The sequence below is a fragment of the Proteiniclasticum ruminis genome, from assembly GCF_900115135.1.
In the GTDB taxonomy this organism is placed as follows: Bacteria; Bacillota; Clostridia; order Clostridiales; family Clostridiaceae; genus Proteiniclasticum; species Proteiniclasticum ruminis_A.
The window spans coordinates 35974-50858 of sequence record NZ_FOVK01000014.1; the positions used below are offsets into that span (position 1 = coordinate 35974).

At 45.3% G+C, this 14885-nt stretch carries 15 protein-coding genes; 1 reads left to right on the forward strand and 14 read right to left on the reverse strand.

Translation table 11 applies throughout. The features are described from left to right. Positions 1-13 precede the first annotated feature (13 nt). The 10 genes from citC to BM243_RS13200 form a co-directional block, all read right to left on the reverse strand. Complete coding sequence (gene citC / locus BM243_RS13160; RefSeq protein WP_074912807.1) at positions 14-1048, reverse strand: [citrate (pro-3S)-lyase] ligase; 1035 nt, start codon at positions 1046-1048, stop codon at positions 14-16. 121 nt (positions 1049-1169) lie between these two features. Next, positions 1170-2555 carry an oxaloacetate decarboxylase subunit alpha gene (locus tag BM243_RS13165; protein WP_074912808.1) on the reverse strand — a complete coding sequence of 462 codons (1386 nt, stop codon included), beginning with the start codon at positions 2553-2555 and terminating at the stop codon, positions 1170-1172. Beyond that, on the reverse strand, positions 2548-3108 hold the full coding sequence (gene citX / locus BM243_RS13170; RefSeq protein ID WP_074912809.1) for a citrate lyase holo-[acyl-carrier protein] synthase: 561 nt from the start codon (positions 3106-3108) through the stop codon (positions 2548-2550). The genes BM243_RS13165 and citX overlap by 8 nt, the downstream gene beginning before the upstream one ends. 19 nt (positions 3109-3127) lie before the next feature. Next, positions 3128-4666 carry a citrate lyase subunit alpha gene (gene citF / locus BM243_RS13175; protein ID WP_074912810.1) on the reverse strand — a complete coding sequence of 513 codons (1539 nt, stop codon included), beginning with the start codon at positions 4664-4666 and terminating at the stop codon, positions 3128-3130. Positions 4667-4668: 2 nt separating this feature from the next. Next, the gene (citE, locus tag BM243_RS13180) at positions 4669-5559 is read right to left on the reverse strand and encodes a citrate (pro-3S)-lyase subunit beta (RefSeq protein WP_074912811.1); all 891 of its coding nucleotides are present in this window, start codon (positions 5557-5559) and stop codon (positions 4669-4671) included. Further along, positions 5547-5867, reverse strand: coding sequence for a citrate lyase acyl carrier protein (citD, locus tag BM243_RS13185; protein WP_074912812.1), 321 nt, complete (start codon positions 5865-5867; stop codon positions 5547-5549). The genes citE and citD overlap by 13 nt, the downstream gene beginning before the upstream one ends. 296 nt (positions 5868-6163) lie before the next feature. Beyond that, complete coding sequence (locus BM243_RS15300) at positions 6164-6310, reverse strand: OadG-related small transporter subunit (RefSeq protein ID WP_177213527.1); 147 nt, start codon at positions 6308-6310, stop codon at positions 6164-6166. 23 nt (positions 6311-6333) lie between these two features. Next, entirely contained in the window at positions 6334-7449 is a 1116-nt protein-coding gene (locus BM243_RS13190; RefSeq protein ID WP_074912813.1) for a sodium ion-translocating decarboxylase subunit beta, read from the reverse strand. A 17-nt stretch (positions 7450-7466) separates the two neighbouring features. Further along, on the reverse strand, positions 7467-7871 hold the full coding sequence (locus BM243_RS13195; RefSeq protein WP_074912814.1) for a biotin/lipoyl-containing protein: 405 nt from the start codon (positions 7869-7871) through the stop codon (positions 7467-7469). A gap of 23 nt (positions 7872-7894) precedes the next feature. Continuing rightward, on the reverse strand, positions 7895-8227 hold the full coding sequence (locus BM243_RS13200) for a hypothetical protein (protein WP_074912815.1): 333 nt from the start codon (positions 8225-8227) through the stop codon (positions 7895-7897). Between the two features lie 345 nt (positions 8228-8572). On the opposite strand from BM243_RS13200, the gene BM243_RS13205 reads away from it, so the two are divergent. Continuing rightward, entirely contained in the window at positions 8573-9943 is a 1371-nt protein-coding gene (locus BM243_RS13205; RefSeq protein WP_074912816.1) for a CitMHS family transporter, read from the forward strand. Between the two features lie 123 nt (positions 9944-10066). On the opposite strand, the gene citG is transcribed toward BM243_RS13205, so the two are convergent. From citG to BM243_RS15305, 4 genes are all read right to left on the reverse strand, one after another. Beyond that, positions 10067-10966 (reverse strand): triphosphoribosyl-dephospho-CoA synthase CitG, encoded by a 900-nt coding sequence (gene citG, locus BM243_RS13210; protein WP_083422811.1) that lies wholly within the window; start codon positions 10964-10966, stop codon positions 10067-10069. Continuing rightward, a complete protein-coding gene (locus BM243_RS13215; protein WP_074912817.1) occupies positions 10950-11681 on the reverse strand; it encodes a GntR family transcriptional regulator in 732 nt (243 codons plus the stop codon). Before BM243_RS13215 ends, citG begins: the two co-directional genes overlap by 17 nt. 175 nt (positions 11682-11856) lie before the next feature. After that, positions 11857-13461: a mannitol dehydrogenase family protein gene (locus BM243_RS13220; protein WP_074912818.1), complete on the reverse strand. Its 1605-nt coding sequence runs from the start codon at positions 13459-13461 to the stop codon at positions 11857-11859. A 179-nt stretch (positions 13462-13640) separates the two neighbouring features. Next, complete coding sequence (locus BM243_RS15305; protein WP_177213528.1) at positions 13641-13799, reverse strand: hypothetical protein; 159 nt, start codon at positions 13797-13799, stop codon at positions 13641-13643. Positions 13800-14885 lie beyond the last annotated feature (1086 nt).

Below are 14885 nucleotides of genomic sequence, written 5' to 3' on the forward strand. Positions count from 1 at the left end.
CTTATAGAGGTCATTAACTCTTCAGAGACTCTTTTAATGTCCGGATGATGACTTCACCTTCCTCGGAGTGAAGAAACCGATAAGTACACTCCGGCACTAGTCCTTTCAGCTCTTCCAGCCTGTCTTCGGCCAAATACTTCCGGACCCGGGAGGCACTAATAACCTCACTATCATACTCTTTCCTCGGAAGGATCACCAGCTGGAGATCCTCCCCAAAGACCTTCTTCATAGACTCATTATATATATTCGTTGCAAAGGATAGAGGCTCTTCCCCCACAAACCGTGTTGTGATGCCCAGAGCTTTGGCAATATGGTTTTTGAAGATCTTCGCGTCCAGCGTCGCCTGGACTTCTGTGGTGTCTTTGTCCTCTTTGAGGAAATAGGAAGGGAAAGTTTTTGCAGAAACCATATAGTCTCCTGTATCGTGGATCCGCACATTGGGAAGATGCCTTGTGCCCTCCTCCACCAGTCTTTTCCGCACTTTAGCCGGAAAAAGAGACACATCTTCGCTGAGCACAAACACATGTAGGAGATCGCTCTTTGCAGAGGCAGTCTCAATGAGATACTGGTGGCCTAAGGTGAAAGGATTGGCATTCATGACAATACCGGAGATCTTCTCCCCCTCCTCTTTCTTCTTTGCCAGCTCATTCAAAAACGACTGGAATCCCCAGACCGCTTTCTCCAAAAACACCAGATCATCTTCGACCCGTTCAATCTCCTCAAATCCCATATAGAGAAATGACTGTACTGATTGCGGCTTCGTGTACACATAACAGCGTTCAAACCCCGCATCAAAAATCTCAGTCATAAGATGGGAAATAAGAAGGCTTACTACCTCGCCTCCGGTATAATCTTTACAGACCGCAATGCATTTCAGCACATTCTTATATCGGGAACCCGTTGCAACAAGCTTCTCCCCGTCGTAGATACCCACGGTATATTCCACCAGTTCTTCGGTTCTTATAGACGCTTGGTGGAGAAGATTTTCCCAGGCCTCTCTCTGAGATCTGCTGCTTGCAATCCACATTCTTTGTATTGTATAGTTCATTGGTTTCACCATCCAAGATATAATCATTTGAAAACTTCTAAAATCATTATACGATATTTTGGACCTAAGGTTTGCTTTTTTGTTGCACTGCAAAAAAGCACCCGAAAACGGGTGCTTCATTCTAGAAAACAACAGTGACATGCTGCTCTTCAATATCATAGAAAGGATCTTTTCGTTTCTTCAAGAAAGGTAAAGCCAGTGTTGGGAAAAGTGCATACATCAGCACATCTTCTGTGGATTCCGCTAATGTTCCAATTTCGGCTTTGAAACGGTCCATTTCTGGCTTCAGAAGGTCAGCCGGTCTCATGGTGAGTACTTCTTCATCTTTAATGATCTTCTCCACCATTTCCTTGGAAATCTCTCCTGGAGGAGTCCCATAGAGACCCTTCACATAATCCTTGATCTCCTTAGGCACCATCTTGTAACGTTCACCACTGACTACGTTCATCAGCGCCTGGGTACCTACCATCTGGGACAGTGGAGTCACTAGCGGTGGATAGCCCAGTTCTTCACGGACCTTCGGCACTTCCTTCAGTACTTCCTCATAAAGATGCTCCTTGGAAGCTTCCTTCAGCTGGGAAAGAAGGTTTGAGAGCATGCCGCCAGGCACCTGATAAATCAGGGTATCAGGCTCCACATCCATCACCTTGGGGTTCAGGATACCATCTTTTCTGAACTGCTCCTTGATGGGTTTAAAGTGTTCCGCAACGGTCTTAATTTTCTCGAAATCCAGCCCAGTGTCATAGCCCAGCTCTTCCAGCGCGATCCCTAAGGACTCAGTGGCAGGCTGACTAGTGCCGCCTGAGAAAGTCGATACTGCAGTATCAATGACATCTGCACCCGCTTCCACCGCCTTCATGTAGGTCATTTCAGAAATACCGGATGTAGCGTGGGTATGCACCTGCACAGGCACATCGGTGACCGCCTTGATTCCCTTCACCAAAGCGTAGGCCACGGAAGGAGTCAAGATCCCTGCCATATCCTTAATGGCAATGGAATCTGCCCCCATCTTAGCCATCTGGTCCGCCAGGTGCACATAGTACTCCACGGTATGAATGTCACTGATGGTGTAGCAGATACACATCTGACAGTGTCCGCCGAACTTCTTGATGGCCTTCACAGAGGTTTCCAGGTTTCTCAAATCATTGAGCGCATCGAAAACACGGATGATGTCAATTCCATTGGCAAGAGATTTCTCAATGAACGCCTCTACCACATCATCAGGATAGTGCTTGTAGCCGAGAAGATTCTGCCCTCTCAGCAGCATCTGGAGCTTTGTGTTTTTCACATGCTTCCGGATGGTCCGCAGTCTTTCCCAGGGATCCTCATTGAGATATCTGAGGCAGGAGTCAAAAGTAGCCCCTCCCCAAACTTCCAGAGAGTAATACCCGGCTTCATCCAGGGTTTCCAGGACTGGAAGCATCTGTTCTGTGGACATTCTTGTAGCAATAAGGCTTTGATGGGCATCCCGGAGGATGGTATCCATAAAGCGAATCTTTTTATCCAAATTCAATCATTCTCCTTTCCATTTTCATGCACTCCCGTATCTGTTCATGCAGTTCTTGCAGGCTGTGGGTCCGCGCTCCTGAGCAGATCTTCGCCTCTTTGCCGCACACAAGGCATGTTCTCGGAGGATACCCCACCTCAGTGCGTTCTATGGATCGTATGTGGTCCATCTCCCGATGGAGCACATCAATGTCATATAGCCTTCCCAGCGGCATGGACTCCTCCAGATCTGCCATGGCCTTTTTCAGCTCTATGGCGTCCTGGCTGACCACAAGAAACCATTCCGGTCCTGTATCCGCATCTACCTTCTTTTCAAGTAATGGGGATAGGTTCTTCTGCGCCAGAAGATTTTCTATATCCTCCACGCCGACCTGGAACATCCGGAGGATCACAGGATTTCTTTTCACCGGTCCCGGGATATTCAGCTTGAAGCTGAGGAGACTTTTCTCCGGAAACCTCAGGAGAAGCTTCTCCTGAAGATCCCACCGAAGTTCTCTTCCCCGCAGCACCTTCTCCAGGGAAGGCCGGTCTCCGTTTGTGAAGAGCTCTGACATCTTAATCACTGATCCTTTATTAGTCTCTTACTTTTCTTACAACATCGATGACGGAACCGTCACGGTACTCAATGACCGCAACCACCTTGTCCTCATAGACAACAGGGTCTGGAGTTCCTACTACAGAATAAGCCTTTTCTTTCAGCTCTTCAATAGTAAATTGAGGTACCTTGAGTTTCGCAAAAGCCTCCACAAGATCTTGTCTTCTTGGGTTTACGGCTATACCAAGCTCGGTCACCACCACATCCACACTTTCTCCAGGTGTGATCACTGTATTGACTTTCTCTACAATGGTAGGGATTCTTCCACGGATGAGCGGTGTCAGAATGAGGCTCAGCTTGGATCCTGCGGCAGTGTCGCTGTGTCCGCCTGAAGCGCCTCGGATGATTCCATCGGAACCGGTCATGACATTGACATTGAAGTCGGTGTCGATCTCTAAGGCAGACAGCACAACCACATCCAGCTGGTTCACTGCAGCACCCTTGTTTCCAGGATTCGCATAGAAGGATGCACTGATCTCATAGTGATTTGGGTTGTTCTTGATGGACTCAATGGCTCCTCTGTCAAAGCTCTGGGTGTCGATGACTTTCTCAATAAGCCCCTCTTCCATCATTTCACAAAGATGGCCGGTGAGACCACCTAGAGCATAACCAGCTTTCACGCCATCTTTTCTCATGGCATCCGCAAGGAATCTCGCCACCGCCAAGGTGGATCCACCGGAACCTGCTTGGAAGGAAAATCCTTCTTTATAATATGGAGATGCAGTGATCACTTTGCAGGCGTTTTCGGCAATGAGGAGCTCCTTTGGGTTGCTTGTGATTCGCGTTGCACCTTTGGCAATACCATTGGGGTCTCCAATGGAATCCACCACCACCACATAGTCCACATGATTCTGCGGAATGCTGATGGGTGTATTGGGATAAGGAACCAGATTATCCGTGATGATGATCACCTTGTCTGCAAACTCCGCATCCACTCGGGCATATCCTAAAGAACCACAGGTGGCTTTTCCGTGGGAACCGTTGGCGTTTCCATAGCAGTCGGAGCTTGGCGCACCGAGGAATGCCACATCGATATGGATCTCTCCTTTTTCAATGGCTCTGGCTCTTCCGCCGTGGGACCGGATGACCACAGGGTTTTCCATGAGGCCGTGGGAAATGGCGGCACCTACCTTGTCTCGAAGACCGGAAGAGGTGATATTTGTAATCACGCCATTCTTCACATGCTCAATGATAGGCTCATGGACGTTGGCGATGGAGCTGGAGGCCAAAGTCAGGTTCTTGATGCCTAGACCTGCAATCTCTTCCATGACCATGTTGAGCACCGCATCTCCTTCACGGAAATGGTGATGGAAAGAAATGGTCATTCCATCTTTGAGACCACTCTTTATGATCGCTTCCCGGACAGAATACAGCATTTTGGATTCTCCTGGCACCACTGCATGAACCTGTCCAGATGCTCTCTGGTAATCATGTTTCTTTGCGAACTGTCCTTCAAAAACTCCAAAAACGTCCGCAATTTCTGAAGGGATTTCTCTACCTATCTGATTTTTCACCATGATTATTCTCCTTTCCTGTATATGCCTGCTGCTTCAGCCAGCGCCAGAACACGTTCTGCACGCTCCACGATTGGCTTATCGATCATCTTGCCGTTAAGTGCAATGACACCTGAACCCTTGGCTTCTGCTTCTGCAATAGCATTCATGACATTAATCGCATTTGTGATTTCTTTTTCTGTTGGCAGGAATACGGAGTTCACTACTGAAATCTGTCTGGGGTTGATGACAGATTTTCCGTCAAAGCCCAGCTGCTTGATGATTTCAGTTTCTTTTCGCAGTGTCTCCTGATCATTCACATCAGAGAACACTGTATCCAAAGCTGCAATGCCTGCAGCACGTGCTGCGTGGACAATCATGGACCTGGCAAAAAAGAGCTCTTCACTGTTCTTTTCCGCATATCGTCTAGTTTTCATTGCAGTAACATAGTCTTCGGACCCCAGTGCGATGCCTATGAGCCTTTTGCTGGAAGTTGCAATGGACAGCGCGTTCAGTACACCCATTGGGCCTTCGATAGCTGCCATGATCTTGGTGGAGCCTACTTCTCTTCCGCACTTCTTTTCCACTTCTTCGATGACGGCTTCTGTGGCCAGAACATCTTCTTTGGACTCGGTCTTTGGCAGACGGATGACATCAATCCCAGCGCGCACCATGGCTTCAATATCGTCTTTACCGCCCATATCCAGTGCATTGATTCGCACTACAGTTTCCACATTGCCATAGTCGATGGTCTTCATGGCTTGGTACACCAGGAATCTGGAGGTGTCTTTTTCTTTCAGGGAGATGGAGTCTTCCAAGTCAAACATGATGGAATCAGCTCCATAAATATACGCATCTCTCAGCATACCTGCATTGCTGGCAGGCACAAACATCATGGTTCTTCTTAAACGTTCCATTCTTCAATCGCCTCCCAGTCAATTTTGTCCACAGCATCTGCGGCTCTATGCACTGCGGCGATGGTTCTTGCCACGATGGTGCAGTCCAGAGCGCCCTTATCTGTGACCATAAGTCTTGCATCTGTAACACCCAGATTGCTCAGGGTGTTTTGAAGCACCTCACGGATTCTTCTTCCGTACTGGTTCTCCACGCTGCTCTTGAGCTCAATTTCAATTCCTTTTCCATCATTTCTGTCGATGAGAATCTGAAGGTCTGAAGACTCCAGAGTTCCCGCAACAGCTTGTTTTTCAATGACAAACTTTTGCATTTTTTCCACTCCTTCTATACGTTTACACCATAAATTTCAAAAAAAAGAGAGCACCTCAAGACATCTATTTCCAAATCAGCTGAACTTCGGAGATATTTTTCCTGACTGTGTCTGTTGGTTCTGTGCAGAATGCATGAGCCTGGCCGGGCTCACAGTGCTTGTAGGATTCATTGCTGCACTCTTTAGGAAGCGCTTCTGCCAAAGGCCTGACTGGGAAGCGCTCCTCAAAGAGGGCTGGACAGGATGTCCAGCAGAGAGACTGTGCTGCCTCGCAGCCCGTCTCCCCTTCTACTTATCTATTTGTTCTTATCATTGGGGAACACTTTGATCAGTGCCAGGCTCGCCAGGTAGAGAATGATTGCCACAACAAAAATACCTGCCATGCCGAAAGCCATGATTTCTAGTCCCTGTCCAATAAGTTCCGGATCAAAATTTATATTCATTGTTTTCTCCTTTCAGTCCGTTCTTACAGGAAGTAGGACAGAATCAGTCCACCTGCAATGACGGAAGCAATCTGACCAGATACGTTGGCGCCGATGGAGTAGTTCAGAACGAAGTTCTGTTTGTCTTCTTCACTGGCAAGTTTCTGCACAACTCTGGCAGACATTGGGAATGCGGAAATACCTGCAGCACCAATCATCGGATTGATCTTCTCTTTTCGGAAGAGATTGAGGAATTTCGCAAAGAGAACCCCACCGATGGTATCCATCACAAAAGCCACCAGACCAAAGGCGATGATCATCAGCGTCTGTAGATTCCAGAACTGGTCTGCGGTCATTTTTACGGAGATGGTCAGTCCCAGGAGAATGGAGACCAGGTTCACCAGTTCATTCTGAGCGGAGGAGCTCAGTCTGTCGAGCACTCCACATTCTCTCAAAAGGTTACCAAACATCAGGAATCCTACCAGAGGGAGAGAAGCAGGGGCAATGAATCCTGCCACCACGGTGATGACAATCGGGAAAAGAATCTTTGTCAGCTTGGATACGTTGGAAGCCTTATAATGCATTCGGATTCCACGTTCCTTCTTGGTGGTCACAAGCTTGATGGCGAAAGGCTGGATAATCGGCACCAGCGCCATATAGCTGTAGGCAGCCACAGAGATGGGTCCGAGAAGCCCCGGTGCCAGCTCATTGGCTACGAAGATGGAGGTGGGACCATCTGCTGCACCGATGATTCCAATGGAAGCCGCCTCTCTGATATCAAATCCGAAGATCACCGCGACGATGATGGTGAAGAAGATACCAAACTGAGCAGCTGCTCCGAAGAGAAGCATGAACGGGTTCTGTAGAAGAGGCCCGAAGTCGATCATGGCACCGATACCGATGAAGATTAAAAGCGGGAAAAGCTCTGTGGAGATACCCGCATCGAAAAGGACATTCAGTACGCCTTTGGATTCACTGCCCACCTGGGTGACCAGTCCTGAGCCTGGGAAGTTTACAAGGATGGTTCCAAGTCCCATAGGCACCAGTAGAGTTGGTTCATATTCTTTCTTGATTCCTAAATAAATCAGGAGTCCGCCGATGAGCATCATAATAATCTGCGGTCCTGTGATAGACATAATTCCTGCAATAATTTGTTCCAAAATGTTTCCTCCTACGATTAGGCGATGGTGACCATTGGTGTGCTTACATCAATCGCCGCACCCTTTGTCACATATACGCCAGTTACAGTACCACTCTTTGGTGCAACGATCTCATTTTCCATTTTCATGGCTTCTAGAATCACCAGCACCTGGTTCTCACTTACAACATCTCCTACCTTCACCTTCACATCCAGAATGGTACCTGGCATTGGCGCTTCCATGGTCAGCCCTTCACCTTTTACAGGCGCTGCTGGTGCTGGCGCTGCCACGGGGGCTGCTGGTGCTGCTGGTGCTGCTGCTACAGGTGCTGCTGCCACGGGGGCTGGTGCCGCGATGGGGCCAGCTCCTGGCTGCACTCCAAGCTCTTCCATCTCCACAAGATATTCTTTCTCATTGATTTTGATTCTAAACTTTCTTAACATTACTACTCCTGCCTTTCTATGATTTACTTTACTTCTGTGATGCTTACAAGTCTGAAGGCCGATTCAGGACGGTCTCCAGCCAGTACCGCGGAAACTACAGCTGCTGCGATTTCTTTGTCTGTATCAATACCCTGAATGCTCTTCACTTTGAACTTGGCATCGGGATGGCTTCCCGCCGCAATGGATGATGCGACAACCGCAACCAGTTCCTTCTCTTCTTCCGTGATTTCACGTGTGAAATCTACTTTAGAAAGCTTCTCAACCGGTTTCTGCTCTGTCTGCTTCTCCAGAGGGTTCACTGTACTCTTCTGTTCAGGCTCTGGTTTTTTCTTTCTGAATAAATCAAACAACCCCATAGGCTCTCCTCCTGTATGAACTTAAAATAATAACCATGTTTATTATATAACGTGATTTGAAAATGTTGTGTTTTTCTGTTGTTCTTTTCTCTCCTTCCAGATTTTCCATCTTTTTGCATTCAAATATCATCTTTACTGACCACCCCCCTTACCTATTTTATCGTAACTCAACTGATAATACACCTTCAAAGGGCTCTAATATATTAATGAAAGGATACCTCCTTTCATTGACAAGTCCTGTCAACTCGCTGTTTTTTGAGTGTATTTTCGGTGTCTGGCTACTTGTTGCAAACGTTTATTTTCAATATACTGAACATGTTCTAAAACAAAAAAGGAGTGAAACCTATGTTAACATTTTTGTCCTGGGCTATGATCGTTGTCTTCATGGTTCTCATCATGAAGAAAAAATTGACCCCATTCTCTGCACTTATTCTAGTTCCTTTTGTTTTTGCTCTCATCGGTGCTCTGCTTGGTATGTATGGACCACAGGTTACTGAACTGAAAGAAATCGCAAATCCAACCATTATGGACCAGATCCTGATTCTTGGAGATTGGACTGTAGATGGCGTTAAAAAAGTATCTGTTACTGCAGTAATGCTGCTGTTCGCTATCCTCTACTTCGCCATCATGCTGAACGCTGGTATGTTTGATCCAGTCGTTAAGAAAATGATCAAGATCGCTAAGGGCGATCCAGTCAAAGTACTGCTTGCTACCGCTGTGGTTGCTGCTACTGTATCTTTGAATGGAGATGGAACCACCACAACGCTGATCTGCTGTACTGCCTTCATTCCAATCTACAAGAAGCTTGGACTCAAGATGATGAACCTTGGTGTGCTCGTTATTTTGATGAACACCATCATGAACCTGCTGCCATGGGGCGGCCCAACTGCTAGAGTAATCTCTGTACTTGGACTGAATGAGCAGGAAATCCTGAGAGCTCTGACTCCTGGTATGATTGCTTCTGTCATCTTCATGCTTGGTGTTGCTTACTACCTGGGACTGAAAGAAAGAAAGAGACTGGGTATCCAGAAGCTTACCGATGCTGACATCGAAGCACTGACAGCTCCTAAGGATGAAGAAGAACTCGCACTGAAGAGACCTAAGCTTGTTTGGGTAAACGGCATCATGACCATCCTTCTGGTATTCATGCTGATCAAGGGAACTTTCCCATCCGTATTCCTGTTCCTTCTTGGAACAGCACTGGCACTTGTGATCAACTACAAGTCTCTGAAAGATCAGAAGAACAGAATCCAGGACAATGCTGGAGATGCTGCTCAGGTAGTAATCCTTGTCCTTGGTGCTGGTATCTTCATGGGACTCTTCACCAATTCCGGTATGGCTGACGCCCTGGCTCTGAGCCTTGCAAACGTCATTCCAACAAGCTGGGGAAGATTCTGGGGTCTTATTGTTGCAATACTGTCCGCACCAGGAACCTTCTTCCTGTCCAATGATGCTTTCTACTATGGCGTTCTTCCAGTACTGGCAGAAGCTGGAAAGCAGTACGGATTCACCGCACTGGAACTGGGTGTTGCCTCCCTTCTTGGACAGGCATTCCACCTGCTCAGCCCACTGGTTGCCTTCATCTATCTGCTCCTGAACCTTACCGGTCTGGACATGGGAGAATGGCAGAAAGAGTCTGCAAAATGGGCTCTTGGAATTTTCGTAATCTTCATTGCTCTTGCAGCAATCACCGGATCAGTTCCGCTATTCAAATAGCAAATGCTCCCCGAAAAAGACACTGGAATGAAAATTCCGGTGTCTTTTTTTGTAATCATTGACATCACAAAAAAAGAAAGACTGTTCCAAAAAAACAGTCTCTCCTTATTCAAACAGTTCTATTTATATAAGTTTTTCGAGTTTTCCGAGGACAATGGCCAAGGAGAGCAAATCTGCTGCTCCACCTGGAGATAGATTTCTGCGGATAAACGTTTCATTCATTATCTGTATTTTTTCATAGGCATCCTTTTGCTTCATCCCGCCACCAGCTAAGAACTTCTCTGCTTCTTTTCTTACATAATGCAAGCTTTCTATACCGCCACGGGTGACGATATTGGAGTCTTCGACATGCCTCATCAGAAGAAACAGCACTTCCAAAAGGCTTTCTTCGTAAGACAACTTCTCCTTCCGATGTCTGAGATATGGCAGCACTTCATCCCGGAGTACTGGATATCCTTTTTCTGCTTCTCCCCGGATTCCTGCAAACCCATGCTCCAGGTAGAGTTTCTCTCCATTGGTCAGTACTCTTTTCTGATGTATATTGGCAAAATCCTTGGATACAAGCCCTTCTGTTATGCCCATGATCACAGAGAAAATACGTTCAGTATCCTTTGGATTCAAAGCAGGCATTCTATCTCCATCAATCTGTTCTTCTTTCATCAGCCTGCCAAGAGCTGCCAGAAGTAGCCCCATAGAGAAAATGATACCTTTATGGGTATTGATTCCTTTTGTAGCTTCAAACATTTCCTGTTCCATGCGGATTCCAATGGGGCGGATGACCGCAAGAAGTCCATTCCGCGAAACTGGAGACGTGGCTCCGCTGAGAAACATTTCTTTGAAGCCCTCGCGGAGACTCACTGCACTCCGGACGAAGGTGAAGATATCCATATCCTTGTGGGCACCGGAGTCCTTGGCATCTACAAGACCGGGCTTGGGTGTCAAGAGTGCCTCTGTAAGGATAGCTTCTTCTGCGAGCTTTGAACAAGCTTCTGCCAGGATCATCCAGTTACTTTTTACTTCCATGGACCTGTCCTTTCTGTGAATCCTCTTCTTCCAGTCTTCTCATCTCTTTCAGGATGAACTTCTCCGAGTAATCCAGATGCTCCTCAGTAATCAGCGCCACCGCATCATAGTTTTTGCTTCTCATATTCTTGTAAAGCAGCCAGTGTTCATCTAAGGCTTTTCGTCGTCTGTCATTTTCAGTGAGAGATATATCACGGAATCTCATGAGATACTGCCGAAGTTTCTTTGCAATAACATCCAGCCGAGGCATCTTACAATAAGTATAGATCATATCATTGAACTGTTTGGACAGCTCAATGACTTTTCTATAGTCTCCCCTAGCATCGGCTTCATCGGTTTTTTTAAGCAGCGCTTCCATCTCGTCAAACTGTTCATCTGTCATGATGGTCATAGCATTCTGCGTTGCAAGTATATCTAGCGCCTTCCTGATCTTATAGATTTCAATGGCATCCTCAATGGTCACTTTTTTTACAACAACACCGTAATGAGGCACATACTCTACCAATCCTTCTTCCTGGATTCTCCTTAAGGCTTCTCTTACAGGGGTCCTGCTGATGTTCATGCGCTCCGCATAAACGGACTCATTGATTCTTTCCCCGATGGGAATGATGCCTTTGATGATGGCATTTCTCAGTCCTTCAAATACAATTTCATTCAAGGGTTTGTTCTGGCTCAAATCCGCTAATTTGATAACTTCCTTCATGTAATCATCCATTTTTTCGCCTCCAAAATAGTGTCTGCACACTGTATACAGTTACATTATAATAAAAAATACAAGGAGCACCTACAGTTATTTTTTGAAAAACAGTAAAAAAACAGTGCCTATTTTCCTTGATACTTAAGGATTTTACACAATGAAAGGGCGGTGTCTCCACCGCCCTGAGTTATGTTTATCCCAGATATTTAACTAAGGTGTTTCTTACAGCATCTTTGCCTGCGATGAGTTCCAGGAACATTCCTTCCACCTTATCGCCAAGACCTACTTCGTAAAGATCTACCCCAAAAATCACTGCATTGGATAGTATATTTTTCAGCTGGCCCTTGTAGGAGTCTACATCTCCAACCTTGATACCCGCAAGCTTTCCCTGAAGCTCTGAAAGCATTGGGTCACTGGATAGCTCAAATGCTTCCATTTTATCGTTCACGCCTAGGAGATATCTCATCCAACCTGCCAGTGCCAATGGAATGAAAGTCAGATCTTTTGGAGAAAGGTCCTCTCTCTTCGCATAAGACTTGATGGTTTCTCCAAAGCGGATGGCTACCTTCTGACTGGTATCTGTGGCAATTCTCTGTGGCATGTCTGGTATAAATGGATTTGGGAGTCTTTCCTCAATTACTTCTTTAATGAAGCTCTCAGGCTTGATGATCTTTGGATCTACAACCACAGGCATTCCTTCTACATAACCGATTTTTTCCACCAGGGCTTTCAGCTGAGGATCGTTCATTTCCTTGTATATGCTGTCGAATCCAAGAACACATCCGTATACAGCCAGTGCAGTATGAAGTGGGTTCAGACATGTCGTAACTTTCATGGTTTCTGTGTTGTTCACGGTGTCCCTATCGGTGAAGTACACGCCAGCTTCTTCCAGTGCTGGTCTTCCGTTCGGGAACTTATCCTCAACCACCAGATATTCTGGCACTTCTGCATTGACATAAGGCGCGATAAAGGTATTCTTGGAAGTAACGATGGGTGCCATGTTCTCTACACCCAGTTCATCCAGATTCTTTTTCACTTCTTCTGATGGTCTAGGGGTGATCTTATCTATCATGGACCATGGGAAGCTGATCTTGGACTCGTCAGCAACATAAGCAACAAATCCTGCATCCACATAGCCTCTATCCAGCCATTCTTTCGCGATTCTCTTTACAGCGAGCTCCACTTTTTCTCCATTATGGCTGCAGTTGTCCATGCTGACCACTGCCAGTGGATACTGACCTTTCTGATAACGGGTATACAGCAGTGAGGTCACAACGCTCATGGCATGGCTTGGGCTCTTTGGTCCATTTTCAAAATCCTTTGCCACAAATGGGAATACCTCTCCGCTGGCATTGGTCAGTGCATATCCTTTTTCGGTGATGGTAAAGCTGATCATCTGAAGAGATGGATTTTCAAAAATCTCTCTTAATCTTGCAGCACTCATTTCATCAGACAGATTTCCTTTTACACCTTCTGCAATGCTTGCCACCACAGAGTTCTTGGTGGAACCATCTGCATTAAGGCTGACCAGGAGGGTCAGATTATCATAGGGTGTATAGATCTTGTCGATGATATCAAAGTCAAAAGTCTCTGCAGCTATGATACCTTTGTCGCTCAGTCCTTTTTCCAATAGTGTGTTCTGGAGATTTGCAATGAATCCTCTAAAAATGTTTCCTGCACCAAAATGCACCCACGTTGGATCCTTCTTTGTTTTTTCTATCATTCCTTCCACATCAAAGGATGGAGTCTTTATGCCTTTTGATGCCAAGTCTTTTAATTGGTTTAGCTTCAGTTCCATTTTTACACCTCTTATCATATTTCTGTATCTTGTACAGTTTTCTTAACTTCAGTGTATTGTAAACCATTAGAAATATCTATAAAAAAAAGGGAACACGGCAATATTTGCGATAATTACGACCTAAATCGCCATATGTTGTCAGAAAAAAGAAAAGACCAAGATAAACTTGGTCCAAGTGTTTATAGTCTAGGTAAGATATAGGTAATCACAAAGTACAGGATAATCAGTAGGATGATAATATACGCTGAGTACTTGATAAACGTAGATCCTACCAGCCCTGGCTGTTCATTTCGTGTTACATTCTTTTTCTCAATATTGATATCTTTATTCTCATTCATAGCTAATTCTCCTTTTTCTTTCATGTTTGGTTGATTTAAAAAGATTATACCCAATCAAATTGTAAACTTCAAAAGAGATTCTGTAGCAATTCTTTTAATGGTTTTTAACAAACACCAACAATACTTTACCGTATTATGCTTTATCCACTTATTATCGCAAGAAAAGCCCTCCTTATTTGGAGAGCTTTTCTAAGGATCCTGTGGCTCCTCGTATGAAGAGCGACTAGTATTGACAATGGCCAGTACCGACTGTCCCATTTCAATCCACGCTCCTCGTATGAAGAGCGACTCAATTGACTTATTACTTGTGCACCCAGCGTGATTTCAATCCACGCTCCTCGTATGAAGAGCGACAGTAGTGCTTCGAAATCAAGCACTACCAAACAAATCAACTGATAAACCCGCGAAACTCTAATACTGTACTTCAATTACCTATCTATAAAGGATAGGGCACTATGTTCACTTATGGTTCGCGCTGACAAAATTATAGGTAATGAGATGTCACCTCCCTCTCCGTATACTCTGCCAAAGTTATTTCCACTTTTGCTATCATTGTTCTTGATACTTCATTTTAGTATAGTATATGCGTATAGATTGCTTTTTTCAAGATACAAATCATAAATAACATGCAACTTATTTTATCTTCACTGATGAGTATTTCCTGTTGAGTGCAAGTAAAAAGAGTGAGGCAGATTGCTGCTTCACTCTTTTTACATCATTCCAATATGGTACTGTTTTGCTCTATTGAATTTGTCACGCTCGAATAATGTTGTTTCAAAATACAAATATAGTTCATTTTCCTCCACTCCTCTAACCCCCTATCCACCCCATTCTTGAATTGACTCAAGTTTCCACAATTGTTTATTCAATTCTTGTTTCCGCCTGTTTTTTATCCACATAAAGTTGTTTCAGAACACTTTTATCCACATATTTATCCCACTCATTCACTCACACATTTCTCCTAGTTTTATTCGTTTACCCGATTTTTCTTCAGGAGTTTAACTGTCTAAACACAGTTAAATCAATACTTTGAGCAGATTCGTAGCACGCATCAGTTCGGGAAATGATAGGATAAGAGACAATTTC

Coding starts and splice junctions, on each gene's coding strand:
- citG (WP_083422811.1), bottom strand. CDS start 10,966: ATGGAAGTAAAAAGTAACTGGATGATCCTGGCAGAAGCTTGTTCAAAG.
- BM243_RS13195 (WP_074912814.1), bottom strand. CDS start 7,871: ATGTTAAGAAAGTTTAGAATCAAAATCAATGAGAAAGAATATCTTGTG.
- BM243_RS13205 (WP_074912816.1), top strand. CDS start 8,573: ATGTTAACATTTTTGTCCTGGGCTATGATCGTTGTCTTCATGGTTCTC.
- BM243_RS15300 (WP_177213527.1), bottom strand. CDS start 6,310: ATGAATATAAATTTTGATCCGGAACTTATTGGACAGGGACTAGAAATC.
- citX (WP_074912809.1), bottom strand. CDS start 3,108: ATGTCAGAGCTCTTCACAAACGGAGACCGGCCTTCCCTGGAGAAGGTG.
- BM243_RS13220 (WP_074912818.1), bottom strand. CDS start 13,461: ATGGAACTGAAGCTAAACCAATTAAAAGACTTGGCATCAAAAGGCATA.
- BM243_RS13200 (WP_074912815.1), bottom strand. CDS start 8,227: ATGGGGTTGTTTGATTTATTCAGAAAGAAAAAACCAGAGCCTGAACAG.
- citC (WP_074912807.1), bottom strand. CDS start 1,048: ATGAACTATACAATACAAAGAATGTGGATTGCAAGCAGCAGATCTCAG.
- citD (WP_074912812.1), bottom strand. CDS start 5,867: ATGCAAAAGTTTGTCATTGAAAAACAAGCTGTTGCGGGAACTCTGGAG.
- citE (WP_074912811.1), bottom strand. CDS start 5,559: ATGGAACGTTTAAGAAGAACCATGATGTTTGTGCCTGCCAGCAATGCA.
- BM243_RS13215 (WP_074912817.1), bottom strand. CDS start 11,681: ATGGATGATTACATGAAGGAAGTTATCAAATTAGCGGATTTGAGCCAG.
- BM243_RS15305 (WP_177213528.1), bottom strand. CDS start 13,799: ATGAATGAGAATAAAGATATCAATATTGAGAAAAAGAATGTAACACGA.
- citF (WP_074912810.1), bottom strand. CDS start 4,666: ATGGTGAAAAATCAGATAGGTAGAGAAATCCCTTCAGAAATTGCGGAC.